The sequence below is a fragment of the Escherichia sp. E4930 genome, from assembly GCF_005845405.1.
GTDB lineage: Bacteria > Pseudomonadota > Gammaproteobacteria > Enterobacterales > Enterobacteriaceae > Escherichia.
The window spans coordinates 1-12,996 of the sequence record NZ_VCDZ01000005.1; the positions used below are offsets into that span (position 1 = coordinate 1).

The following is a 12,996-nucleotide window of genomic DNA, read 5'->3' on the forward strand; positions in this document are numbered from 1 at the left end:
CTGGAATAGTCCACATGGCATTGTCAATATCAATTTCAGACCAGCGGGCATATCTGAGTTCACTGGAACGAATAAAAACCAGTAAATTCAGCATAACTGCCAGTCGGGTGACAGGCTGGCCTTTATAACCGTCAATACGCGACAGAAGTTCAGGCAGGCGTGAAAGATCCAGAGCAGGGCGATGCTGGCGTTTTACCGTGGTCAATGCACCAGCCATATCCAGAGCCGGGTTATATCTGATGATGCCAGACTGTACGGCATAACGCATTACAGCAGATATTCTTTGCTGCAGACGACTGGCGATTTCATAAATTTGTTTAGCTTCTGCAGCACGAACAGGGATAAGCAGGTCCGGGGTACTGAGTGTTGTGATATCCCGGTTGCCGATAAAGGGGAAAACGTGTGTCTCGAGGCTTTTGAGTACTTTATCGCTGTGTGATTGTGCCCATTGTTTATTACTGGCATGCCAGCGTCGTGCAATATGTTCAAAAGAGAGTTGTAAATCAGGGACTACTTTTTTAGCTCTTTTCTGTTCGCAAGGGTCAACCCCCTCCGAAATCAGTTTTCGGGCCTCATCCCGTTTTGTACGAGCTTCGGAGAGAGAAACTTCCGGATACACACCAAGTGCCAGGGTTTTCTCCTTACCCAGAATACGATAACGGAGACGCCAGTAACGGGAACCATTAGGATGAACCAGCAGGAACATGCCGGCCCCGTCAGTGAGTTTATAAGCCTTGTCAGTGGGCTTTGCAGCCCGGATTTTTGCGTCAGTCAGTGCCATAGTTCAGCCTTCTGAATGCGTTAAAGAGGGTATAAATTCTGTCGAACTGGGGTATACCCGCAATTATACCCACACAATGGGGTTGATGTGGGGGGAATCTGGTTGAGTTCGGTAGAATTGATTTGGAGGCAGAACGCTTAAATTGTGGCGTTCTGAAACGAAAAACGGACCTCCGTGGAGGTCCGTTGATATGAATTTGGTGCCCGGACTCGGAATCGAACCAAGGACACGGGGATTTTCAATCCCCTGCTCTACCGACTGAGCTATCCGGGCAACGGGGCGCATTAAACCGTAATCTGCACATCTCGTCAACCTAATTTCAGTAAAAGCGATTCAACTGCTTAAGATTGCGGCAAATCGCTTCTTTTCTGTGTTTCTGTCAAGTCAGTGCGCCACCCTGGCGGCAGCGAGCGAAGCGCAGGATATCTTCCGCCAGCCGATGTGCGGTATCGACATCCGCCTGGCTACGATTCACCAGCATTCGGCTTAAACAACCTTCCAGCACCAGTTCCATCTGCTTTGCTACCATCGCCGGATCGTCCACTTCCAGCGTGGTTAACAGTTCGTGGGTAAAGTCGTAGGCCGCGCTTTTTTGCTGATCGGCCAATTGATGAATAGGGTGGCCAGGATCGGGATAAAACGTACAGGCAGCGATAAACAGACAGCCCGGGTAGCGGTTGTTTTTAACGCACTCCGATAGCGCCTGATAACGCGCCAGCAGCTTTTGTTCGGCGGTTTGCGTTTCGTCCAGCATCAGCTGACGACGCCAGACATCTATCTGTTGGCTAAGATAACGCAGCGCATCGTAGAGGATCGCCTCTTTGTCTGGCCAGAAACGGCGCAGCTCGTCCAGTGGATAATCCACACGTTCAGCAACCATCTCCAGCGTGGTGTTGGCAATCCCTTGTAATTCTAATAATTTCAGGGCTTCTCCCAGTACATCTTCACGTTGCACGCTATTTTCCTCCGTCTTTCCCACTGAAGTGTCGTTCACGGTTGGCGATCGCGCAAATGTGCGCTGAAGGTTTCTGCATCCATAAAGCCCGTGACGCGCGCTTGTGGATGCTCCTGGCCTTGTCCGTCAAAAAAGAGAATTGTCGGTAAGCCAAGGACATTTAGATGCTTTAACAGCGCCACATCTTGTGCGTCGTTGGCTGTGACGTTGGCCTGAAGTAAGACCGTGTCTGCTAACGCTTTTTGCACCTGCGGGTCGCTGAAGGTGTATTTCTCAAACTCTTTACAGGCGACGCACCAGTCGGCATAGAGATCTAACATCACCGGTTTGCCTTTGGCTTCAGCGAGTGCCTGATTTAACTCATCTACCGTTTTGATTTGTGTAAAGTTGAGATGCGCCTGAGTTTGCGCGGTATGCGTCGCGCCAAATGCCCAATCCTGGAGTGGGCGCACGCTAACCAATGCTGCCGCTAGCAGGATAATTTGCACAATATGCATCCAGCCGCGTTTGGCCTGTAAGCTGGTGATAAAGGCCCAGCCAAAGAACGCGACACCAAGCGCCGACCACAAGCGTAATCCCCAGACATCACCAATCACTCGCTCCAGCAGGAAGACCGGCAGCGCGAGGATCACAAAACCAAATGCGGTTTTGACCTGTTCCATCCACGGGCCGCTTTTCGGCAGCAGGCGGTTACCAAAGACGGTAATTAGCATCAGCGGCAGGCCCATGCCCAGCGCATAGAGATAAAGCGTGCCGCCGCCCAGCCACATGTTTCCGCTTTGGGCGATGTACAGCAGAATCGCGCTAAGTGGCGCGGTGGTGCATGGTGAACAGATCAGCCCGGCAATCGCTCCCATAACAAACACACCGCCGGGCGAGCCACCTTGTTGGCGATTGCTCATTAGCGTGAGGCGCGTTTGCAGCGAAGAGGGGAGTTGCAGGGTAAACAAGCCAAACATCGACATCGCCAGCAAGGTAAAGACGATAGCGAGGCCGATAAGCACGTAAGGATGCTGTAGCGCTGCCTGGAACTGTAACCCTGCGGCGGCAACCACCAGACCCAGCGCCGTGTAGGTGAGCGCCATCCCCTGCACATAAATAAAAGTCAGCAACAATGCTCTGGCGGTGGATAGCCGCTGTTTACCACCCAGCACGATACCGGAAATTAGAGGGTACATCGGCAGTACACATGGCGTGAAGGCGATACCGATACCAATCAACAACGCCCAGAGCGCGGAAAAGGGCAATTGCGCGACGGGCTGCTCTTGCTGCGGAACTGATGCAGACGGTGGCGTCGCGTTGTTAGTAACCACTTCGCTTAACGGAACGGTTTTGGTTTCTGGCGGATAACAAAAACCGGCGTCAGCACAGCCCTGGTAGGTGACAGTCAATGTCGCACCCGCACTTGCCTGGTTGATGGTCACAGGAAGCGTCAGCCGCTCGCGGTAAATCTCGCTTTTGCCGTAAAACTCATCTTCATGCCAGACGCCCTGGGGCAGCTGCACGTCGGCAATTTTCGCTTGTTCCGGCGTAATGCGGATCTGTTTACGGTAAAGATAGTAACCGTCTTTGATCTGCCAGCTCAGATTAAGCTCATGTTGGTTTTGCTGAAAATCAAAAGCAAAGGCTTGATCCGCGGGGACAAATTGTGAGCGTCCCGGCGCGTCGAATAATCCGGCAAAAACGGAAGTGCTGCAAAGTAGCAGGATCAGCGTAAAGATGCGTTGAGCCATGAGAGGTAATCTGTGTCTCCGTGTGTAACAGGTAAAACCAGAAGCTCCGGGGTTTGATACGGATGATGAGACTTCAGGCATTCCAGCAGTGCCTGCTGGTGAGATACGGTGGTTTTTAAAATCATCTGCACTTCGTATTCCTGTTCCAGTTTACCTTCCCAGTAATAGAGAGAGGTAGCGCCAGGAATCAAGGTCGCACAGGCCGCCAGTTTTTCCGCCAACACTTTGGCGGCTAATTCCTGGGCCGTCGCTTCATCCGGCGCGGTGCACAACACCACGACGGACGCGGTATTCGAACTTTTTTCATCAAGCATAAACACCTCGCAAGAACAGATGGAACCGCAAGAGAGAGGTCACTATACAACGGACGGGGAAAGGATGTTAGTCGGCGGGAAAGAAAGCGGGGCGTGAACGCCCCGCGATTTGTCATTACAGCATCACGCTGCCCAGCAAGAAGCCGAAGCAAACGGCCAGGGCAACACCCAGAGTACCTGGGATAAAGAACGGATGGTTGAAGACGAATTTACCGATACGAGTGGTACCCGTGTCATCCATCTGTACCGCAGCAACCAGCGTCGGGTAGGTCGGCAGAATGAACAGACCAGACACGGCTGCGAAAGAAGCTACAGCGGTCAGTGGAGAAACGTTCAGCGCCAGAGCCATCGGCATCAGTGCTTTTGCAGTTGCAGCCTGAGAGTACAGCAGAGCAGAAGCAAAGAAGAAGATTACAGCCAGCAGCCACGGATGGCCCTGAATGACTTCACCAGCGGTATCTTTGATCCAGTCGATGTTGTTGGAAACGAAAGTATCGCCCAGCCATGCAACACCCAGGATACAAATACAGGCGCTCATACCTGCTTTGAAGGTGCTGGAGTTGAGGATGTTGTCGGTGTCCACTTTGCAAAGAACAGTGGTCAGGGTTGCAACGCTCAACATGATAATCAGGATAGCGTTAGTGGTGTTCATCAGCGGTTTTTCAACCAGGCCCATGCTCGGGCTGTTGATAATCGCATAGATAACCACGCCAACTACGCCCAGCAGGAACAGCCAGACGGACGTTTTTGCACCGGATTTGATTTCAATCTGCTTCTCACCGCGCAGTTCAACCAGACCTTCTTCCAGACGCTTGCGATAAATCGGATCGTCAGACAGTTTTGAGTTGAAAAGCATGGTTACCAGGAAGGACATCACCAGAACTGCCAGCAGGGTAGACGGGATGACCACAGAGAGCAGATGCAGGTAGCTGATGCCATGACCTTCCATCACGGAAGACATGTAAACCACCGCCGCAGAGATTGGCGATGCGGTGATCGCAATCTGCGCGGATACCACTGCAGTAGACAGCGGACGGCAAGGTTTAACGCCTTGTTCCTTCGCAACTTCAGCGATAACTGGCAGTGTTGCCAGAGAGATGTTGCCGGTACCAGCAAAGATGGTCAGGAAATAGGTCACGATCGGTGCAAGGATCGTGATGTATTTCGGGTTACGGCGCAGCAGCTTTTCTGTCTGGTGAACCAGATAGTCCAGACCGCCAGCAACCTGCATAGCAGAAATAGCAGCGATAACCGCCATGATAATGGAAATGACATCGAATGGGATGTTACCAGGCTTGACGCCGATAGCGGCAAGAACCAGCACCCCCAATCCACCTGCAAAACCAATACCAATTCCCCCTAATCTGGCGCCCAAGAAGATCGCCAGCAAAACGATGATGAGTTCTACAACTAGCATATTAGCCTTCCTTGTTTTTTAACAAGTTGATATCAGGTTGTTGTTTTTAAGTTACTACTCACAAGAAAAAAGGCACGTCGTCTGACGTGCCTCTTTTATTTGTACTACCCTGTACGATTACTGTTCGCTTTCATCAGTATAGCGTTTTGCTTTGTAAGCCGGATGCATCAGGTTCTGTACGGAGAAAATATCGTCTAGTTCTGCTTCAGTCAACAGACCGCGCTCCAGAACGACTTCACGTACGCTCTTGCCAGTTTCGGCACAGATTTTACCCACGATGTCACCGTTGTGGTGGCCGATGAATGGGTTCAGGTAAGTGACGATACCGATAGAGTTGTAAACGTAACCTTCGCACACTTCTTTGTTAGCAGTGATGCCGTTAACGCATTTTTCCAGCAGGTTGTAGCAAGCGTTGGTCAGAATGTGAACGGATTCAAACATGGCCTGGCCAATGACCGGCTCCATAACGTTCAGCTGCAGCTGACCCGCTTCTGCTGCCATGGTAACAGTGATGTCGTTACCGATGACTTTGAAGCAAACCTGGTTAACCACTTCCGGAACAACTGGGTTTACTTTAGCTGGCATGATGGAAGAGCCCGCCTGCAGTTCCGGCAGGTTGATCTCGTTCAGGCCGGCACGTGGGCCAGAAGAGAGCAAGCGCAGGTCGTTACAGATTTTGGACATCTTCACAGCCATGCGTTTCAGCGCGCCATGCACCATAACGTAAGCGCCGCAGTCAGAGGTCGCTTCGATCAGGTCTTCAGCAGGTACGCATGGGAAGCCAGTGACTTCAGCCAGTTTTTTCACTGCCAGCGGAGAGTACTCTTTCGGCGTGTTCAGGCCAGTACCGATTGCAGTTGCGCCGAGGTTAACTTCCAGCAGCAGTTCAGCGGTACGTTCGATGTTTTTCACTTCTTCTTTCAGCAGGATGCTGAAAGCGCGGAATTCCTGACCGAGGGTCATCGGTACTGCGTCCTGCAGCTGGGTACGACCCATTTTCAGGATGTCCTGGAATTCGACAGCTTTACGTTCAAAGCCTTCACGCAGTTGGTTAATAGCATCTACCAGTTTAATCAGAGAAGAGTAAACTGCGATGCGGAAACCGGTCGGGTAGGCGTCGTTAGTGGACTGACATTTGTTAACGTGGTCGTTCGGGTTCAGGTACTGATATTCACCTTTCTGGTGACCCATCAGTTCCAGACCGATATTGGCCAGCACTTCGTTGGTGTTCATGTTTACGGAAGTACCTGCGCCGCCCTGGTAGACGTCTACCGGGAACTGATCCATGCATTTTCCGTTATTCAGGACTTCATCACATGCGGCAATGATTGCATTCGCTACACTTTTAGGAATGGTTTGCAGCTCTTTGTTTGCCATAGCTGCGGCTTTTTTAACCATTACCATACCGCGAACAAATTCAGGAATATCGCTGATTTTGTTGTTGCTGATATAGAAGTTTTCAATCGCTCTCAGAGTGTGAACACCATAGTAGGCATCAGCTGGAACTTCCCTGGTACCCAACAGATCTTCTTCGATACGAATGTTGTTTGACATGTGAACCTTCTTTTTCAAGCTGCCAATGATTTGCTGTAAACACACAGAATATATGTGGTTTCGAATGTTTTTCGACCGACGATTATCCCCTGCATCGGCCGAATACCTAGGATCATATGCTGCTTGAGGATTTCTACCGTAATCTGGATCACTTTAAGTGTCGGTTTTTACCCCTTAATTATTAATTTGTGAAATAGATCACCGCTTTGGGATTACTACCAAAAATAGTTGCGCAAACATCTTGAAATTTTGCTAATGACCACAATATAAGCTGAACGCGATTCGCAACCCATTCAGGCGACCAGATTTAACTGGTTGCTATTACAGGAGAAACCTTTGCGCTGGTTACCTTTAATTGCCGTTTTCCTTTATGTCTATATTGAGATTTCAATCTTTATTCAGGTTGCTCATGTCCTGGGGGTATTGCTGACCCTCGTGCTGGTTATATTCACCTCAGTTATTGGTATGTCACTGGTACGTAATCAGGGCTTTAAGAATTTTGTGCTGATGCAACAAAAAATGGCGGCGGGAGAAAACCCAGCGGCGGAAATGATTAAAAGTGTTTCGTTGATCATTGCCGGTTTGCTGCTTTTATTACCGGGCTTTTTCACCGATTTCCTCGGTCTTCTTCTTTTATTACCGCCAGTGCAAAAGCACCTGACGGTGAAGCTGATGCCGCATTTGCGCTTTTCCCGTATGCCGGGCGGCGGATTTAGCGCCGGGACTGGTGGCGGTAATACTTTTGATGGTGAGTATCAACGAAAGGATGATGACCGCGACCGCCTTGATCATAAAGACGATCGCCAGGATTAATGACGAAACGCCGGATTATGTGGTTATGCCATTTTCCGGCGTTTTTCGTTTTGGCAGAAATAGCCATAACCCCGCCAGCATGATCAGGGCATATAAACTTTTCCAGCCGACCATCGCCAGTAACAGAACACATAACAGCCCGCCAATTACCGCCAGTAGTCGATAACGTCCTTGCAATAATTTACAGCCTGCCAGCATGCATAACAGATAGATCATAATAAAGATGCCGTTGGCATAGATGATGAGAGCGTCCAGATTGATCTCTAACATATGGATCGCCAACGTGCTCACCACGCAACAGCCGAGTACGGCATTAAGGGCATTAGTCGGGATATGACGAGAAGAGAGGCGTGCCAGGCAGTGGTCAGGATTGTGTTGCGCCTGCGACCAGACTAATCGGGCGAAGCTCTGTATATAAATGTTGAGACTGGCAAAGCAGGCCAGATAGCCAATCACGCAGGCAATCCACAACGCTCCTACACCGAACAGCTGCACCACAATTTTTGGAAGCGATGCTGCCGCCGCCATTTTTTCACCATAGGCGTCGAAGTGTAATACCACCACCGTACAGCCCCAATAGACTAATCCTGCCAGCAACAGACCAATCATCAGAGCGCGGGGAAAATCACGCTCTGGATTTTTAAATTCCGAGGCGAGATGGGCAAATGCCTCCAGACCGACAAAACACCAGAACATCACCGATAACGCAGCAAACAACCCGGAAAGTTCGATATTACCAGGTGCCGGGAAGGGGATATTCGCAGGTTTGATATCGCCCGCCCACCAGATAGCGACAATCAGCGCGACGATAAGCCCGGCAATCACCGTTTGTAGATTGGCACTGGAACTGGCTCCGCGAGTGCCGATGTACCACACCAGCGCCAGCGTACCAAGTTCTGCCAACAACAGTTGCCAACTATGCCAGCCAAACATTGCCTGGCCAAAGCCGGCGGCAATTTGTAGTGCAGCGGGCAGGCCTACGGGAATGACCGATAAAAATAGCCAGCCAGTGACTCGCTCAAGCCGCGAGCCAAACGCTATGCCAACGAAGTGCGCGACGCCGCCCGCACTGGGATAGTGGCGACCCAGCAGCGCAAAGACGATTGCAATCGGGAACACTAAGATAATCAAAACGGGCCACGCCCACAGGCTGGTATTGCCCGCTACCAGTGCAGCTAACGCAGGAACGGCAAACACACCCGTGCCTAATAATGAGGTTGATAACAGGCCGATCCCCTGGGCTAATCCCAGTTCTTGTTTGAGTCCACTCATGGGTTAATGTCCAATTGTGCCCAAATTTTGGGCAACTGCGCAGGATTTCGATGGTAGCACAATCAGATTCGCGTATGGCGGCGATGGAGAAATTGCGATGAAATGTGATGTGAATCAGGATTTTTACCCGATTTTGTACTGATCAGAATTTTTTTTCATTTGCCCCCTTGAAGGGGGAGAAGCCCATCCCCATTTCACTGGTCACCAGCCGGGAAACCACGTAAGGTCCGGCGTCACCCATAACAGATACGGACTTTCTCAAAGGAGAGTTATCAATGAATATTCGTCCATTGCATGATCGCGTGATCGTCAAGCGTAAAGAAGTTGAAACTAAATCTGCTGGCGGCATCGTTCTGACCGGCTCTGCAGCGGCTAAATCTACCCGTGGCGAAGTGCTGGCTGTTGGCAATGGCCGCATCCTTGAAAATGGTGAAGTGAAGCCGCTGGACGTGAAAGTTGGCGACATCGTAATTTTCAATGATGGCTACGGTGTGAAGTCTGAGAAGATCGACAATGAAGAAGTGTTGATCATGTCCGAAAGCGACATTCTGGCAATTGTTGAAGCGTAATCCGCGCACGACACTGAACATACGAATTTAAGGAATAAAGATAATGGCAGCTAAAGACGTAAAATTCGGTAACGACGCTCGTGTGAAAATGCTGCGCGGCGTAAACGTACTGGCAGATGCAGTGAAAGTTACCCTCGGTCCGAAAGGCCGTAACGTAGTTCTGGATAAATCTTTCGGTGCACCGACCATCACCAAAGATGGTGTTTCCGTTGCTCGTGAAATCGAACTGGAAGACAAGTTCGAAAACATGGGTGCGCAGATGGTGAAAGAAGTTGCCTCTAAAGCGAACGACACAGCAGGCGACGGTACCACCACCGCAACCGTACTGGCTCAGGCTATCATTACTGAAGGCCTGAAAGCTGTTGCCGCGGGCATGAACCCGATGGACCTGAAACGTGGTATCGACAAAGCCGTTACTGCTGCAGTTGAAGAACTGAAAGCGCTGTCCGTACCGTGCTCCGACTCTAAAGCGATTGCTCAGGTTGGTACTATCTCCGCTAACTCCGACGAAACCGTAGGTAAACTGATCGCTGAAGCGATGGACAAAGTCGGTAAAGAAGGCGTTATCACCGTTGAAGACGGTACTGGTCTGCAGGACGAACTGGACGTGGTTGAAGGTATGCAGTTCGACCGTGGCTACCTGTCTCCTTACTTCATCAACAAGCCGGAAACTGGCGCAGTAGAACTGGAAAGCCCGTTCATCCTGCTGGCTGACAAGAAAATCTCCAACATCCGCGAAATGCTGCCGGTTCTGGAAGCCGTTGCTAAAGCAGGTAAACCGCTGCTGATCATCGCTGAAGATGTTGAAGGCGAAGCGCTGGCAACTCTGGTTGTTAACACCATGCGTGGCATTGTGAAAGTCGCTGCGGTTAAAGCTCCGGGCTTCGGCGATCGCCGTAAAGCTATGCTGCAGGATATCGCAACCCTGACTGGCGGTACCGTAATCTCTGAAGAGATTGGTATGGAGCTGGAAAAAGCAACCCTGGAAGACCTGGGCCAGGCTAAACGTGTTGTGATCAACAAAGACACCACCACCATCATCGATGGCGTGGGTGAAGAAGCTGCGATTCAGGGCCGTGTTGCTCAGATCCGTCAGCAGATTGAAGAAGCAACTTCTGACTACGACCGTGAAAAACTGCAGGAGCGCGTAGCGAAACTGGCAGGCGGCGTTGCAGTTATCAAAGTTGGTGCTGCTACCGAAGTTGAAATGAAAGAGAAAAAAGCACGCGTTGAAGACGCCCTGCACGCGACCCGTGCTGCGGTAGAAGAAGGCGTGGTTGCTGGTGGTGGTGTTGCGCTGATCCGCGTAGCGTCTAAACTGGCTGACCTGCGTGGTCAGAACGAAGAGCAGAACGTGGGTATCAAAGTTGCACTGCGTGCAATGGAAGCTCCGCTGCGTCAGATCGTACTGAACTGCGGTGAAGAACCGTCTGTTGTTGCTAACACCGTTAAAGCTGGCGACGGCAACTACGGCTACAACGCAGCAACCGAAGAATACGGCAACATGATCGACATGGGTATCCTGGATCCAACCAAAGTAACTCGTTCTGCTCTGCAGTACGCAGCTTCTGTGGCTGGCCTGATGATCACCACCGAGTGCATGGTTACCGACCTGCCGAAAAACGATGCAGCTGACTTAGGCGCTGCTGGCGGTATGGGCGGCATGGGTGGCATGGGCGGCATGATGTAATTGCCCTGCACCTCGCAGAAATAAAGAAACCCCCGGGCAGAAATGTCTGGGGGTTTTTCTTTTGGTCATCTTTCTAGTATAAGATTCAGACACGGACGACGCGAGTTGCGTCCAGCTCATTGATTATGGGGAATAACATGCACGTAAAATACTTAGCAGGGATTGTCGGTGCCGCGCTACTGATGGCGGGTTGTAGCTCCAGCAACGAATTGAGCGCTGCCGGACAGAGCGTTCGCATCGTGGACGAGCAACCAGGTGCAGAGTGCCAGCTGATTGGTACTGCTACCGGTAAGCAAAGTAACTGGCTTTCCGGGCAACACGGTGAAGAGGGCGGTTCTATGCGCGGTGCGGCAAACGATCTGCGCAACCAGGCGGCAGCAATGGGTGGTAACGTGATTTATGGTATCAGCAGCCCGTCGCAGGGCATGTTGTCCAGCTTTGTCCCGACTGACAGCCAGATTATCGGTCAGGTATATAAGTGCCCGAACTGATGGGATTCAGAGGCTGGGTGACAAACGTATAATTGCCTGATGCGCTTCGCTTATCAGGCCTACATCAGGCATTGCAACTGATTGAATGCTTGAGAATTTGTAGGCCGGATAAGGCGTTTACGCCGCATCCGGCATGATCAACGATCACGTTATCAGTCATTTCAGGCTGGATGGCTCCAGCCTCGCATTAGCAAAGACGGGATTATTTCGCCTGTGGTGCAGTTTTGCTGATGGATTGAACGCGTAGGTGATGTAGTGCGCGTAGGCATTGATCCTGGGTTAGTGGTTGGGCGTTATTGGCTGCCACAGTACGAACGTAGACCTGACACGGCACTCCAGCGAGCTTTTTCAGTCGAGGACTGAAATCAAGCATCCGGCGTGTAATAGCCTCAACTTCTTTACCCGCAGTCGCTTCACGCGTTTTTACTACTGCACCACTAAATTGCTCCTTGCCACCTTCATCTTTAAAGCGATAAAGTACGGCCAGATAATGACTAAACAGATTATGTTTCCATTCTGGTTGGGAATAGGTGTCATATTCCAGATTACCATCATCCTGGCAGTCGACATCATATAACGGCAGGAAATCTAACAACGATGTAATACGTAACGCCAGTTCACGCATTTCTGCATTATTAATTGCATGAATGATTGCTCGCGCCAGCATTTCAATCTGCAACTCATTGACCACTAATTCGCATTTGCTGCCATCATGTAGCGTTAATGCGAAATTAAGATTTTCGCCCTGATTATCGGTAAGTTCCAGCGTGTTAACCCGGCGATTAATATCGGCATTTTTAAGCTCATCAACCAGAATTTCCGGGATGTTTTCTGCCATTTTCTTAATGACTTTATCGCGAGCTTGCTCATACTGAAGGCGTGCATCAGCATCCAGTTTATGCTTTTGATGCAGACGACTTTCCAGCGCAATCAGAAGGTCGCGCAGTTCCATCACAGACATAAAGAACAACGATTCTTTATTGCGAGGCTCTTTAATTTTCAGCGCCAGTGCAATGAAATTATTACTCTTGCGAATAACACCGGTATTAACACCCTTGATGCTTATGGCCATGTAGGTTCTCCCTAACCATTTCTCAATTAAATAATTAATTTTAATTTATAAGCCAGATAAATGGGCTTGGTAGTAATAGTTGTTAAAATAACATAAATAGCCGTGCTCACTCTATATAAACAGAAAAGAAAGGTTAATTATTGGTGTTGGCTATATAAAGAGTAAAAATAGCAATGTATATGAATAATTAAAGGTTATGCAACGGGCAAAGATTAAACTTCCCTGTAAAATGACAGGTCGCTGTACTGCGTTTGTTGCTCTTACCGGATGCGGCGTAAACGCCTTATCCGGCCTACAGTTCATTGAAAATTCATTCAATTTCAATGCACGATGTA

General features: G+C 50.1%; 12 protein-coding genes and 1 tRNA gene. 4 read left to right on the plus strand and 9 right to left on the minus strand.

The features are described from left to right. The 7 genes from FFT88_RS08970 to aspA all read right to left on the minus strand — a co-directional run. Positions 1-781: integrase arm-type DNA-binding domain-containing protein (locus FFT88_RS08970; RefSeq protein WP_135405685.1), on the minus strand; the 781-nt coding region annotated here is incomplete at its 3' end. A 197-nt stretch (positions 782-978) separates the two neighbouring features. Beyond that, positions 979-1,054: transfer RNA gene (locus FFT88_RS08975), tRNA-Phe, on the minus strand. Between the two features lie 106 nt (positions 1,055-1,160). Further along, positions 1,161-1,736, minus strand: coding sequence for a transcriptional regulator (locus FFT88_RS08980; protein WP_001188520.1), 576 nt, complete (start codon positions 1,734-1,736; stop codon positions 1,161-1,163). Between the two features lie 35 nt (positions 1,737-1,771). After that, entirely contained in the window at positions 1,772-3,469 is a 1,698-nt protein-coding gene (gene dsbD, locus FFT88_RS08985) for a protein-disulfide reductase DsbD (RefSeq protein ID WP_135405686.1), read from the minus strand. Next, positions 3,445-3,783, minus strand: coding sequence for a divalent cation tolerance protein CutA (gene cutA / locus FFT88_RS08990; protein WP_064525746.1), 339 nt, complete (start codon positions 3,781-3,783; stop codon positions 3,445-3,447). The genes dsbD and cutA overlap by 25 nt, the downstream gene beginning before the upstream one ends. A 115-nt stretch (positions 3,784-3,898) precedes the next feature. After that, the gene (gene dcuA / locus FFT88_RS08995) at positions 3,899-5,200 is read right to left on the minus strand and encodes an anaerobic C4-dicarboxylate transporter DcuA (RefSeq protein ID WP_130216753.1); all 1,302 of its coding nucleotides are present in this window, start codon (positions 5,198-5,200) and stop codon (positions 3,899-3,901) included. 117 nt (positions 5,201-5,317) lie between these two features. Next, a complete protein-coding gene (gene aspA / locus FFT88_RS09000) occupies positions 5,318-6,754 on the minus strand; it encodes an aspartate ammonia-lyase (protein WP_130205949.1) in 1,437 nt (478 codons plus the stop codon). A 336-nt stretch (positions 6,755-7,090) separates the two neighbouring features. Between aspA and FFT88_RS09005 the strand changes: the two genes are divergently transcribed. Further along, the gene (locus tag FFT88_RS09005; protein ID WP_135385148.1) at positions 7,091-7,567 is read left to right on the plus strand and encodes an FxsA family protein; all 477 of its coding nucleotides are present in this window, start codon (positions 7,091-7,093) and stop codon (positions 7,565-7,567) included. A 15-nt stretch (positions 7,568-7,582) separates the two neighbouring features. Here the strand turns inward: FFT88_RS09005 and yjeH are convergent, their stop codons facing one another. Then, a complete protein-coding gene (yjeH, locus tag FFT88_RS09010) occupies positions 7,583-8,839 on the minus strand; it encodes an L-methionine/branched-chain amino acid transporter (RefSeq protein ID WP_130221788.1) in 1,257 nt (418 codons plus the stop codon). Positions 8,840-9,114: 275 nt separating this feature from the next. Between yjeH and FFT88_RS09015 the strand changes: the two genes are divergently transcribed. The 3 genes from FFT88_RS09015 (at position 9,115) to FFT88_RS09025 (ending at position 11,589) form a co-directional block, all read left to right on the plus strand. Further along, positions 9,115-9,408: a co-chaperone GroES gene (locus FFT88_RS09015; RefSeq protein ID WP_001026276.1), complete on the plus strand. Its 294-nt coding sequence runs from the start codon at positions 9,115-9,117 to the stop codon at positions 9,406-9,408. 43 nt (positions 9,409-9,451) lie between these two features. After that, on the plus strand, positions 9,452-11,098 hold the full coding sequence (groL, locus tag FFT88_RS09020) for a chaperonin GroEL (protein ID WP_000729132.1): 1,647 nt from the start codon (positions 9,452-9,454) through the stop codon (positions 11,096-11,098). Between the two features lie 137 nt (positions 11,099-11,235). Beyond that, entirely contained in the window at positions 11,236-11,589 is a 354-nt protein-coding gene (locus FFT88_RS09025) for a DUF4156 domain-containing protein (RefSeq protein ID WP_000558209.1), read from the plus strand. A 202-nt stretch (positions 11,590-11,791) separates the two neighbouring features. Here the strand turns inward: FFT88_RS09025 and FFT88_RS09030 are convergent, their stop codons facing one another. After that, positions 11,792-12,661: a YjeJ family protein gene (locus FFT88_RS09030; protein ID WP_135405687.1), complete on the minus strand. Its 870-nt coding sequence runs from the start codon at positions 12,659-12,661 to the stop codon at positions 11,792-11,794. Positions 12,662-12,996 lie beyond the last annotated feature (335 nt).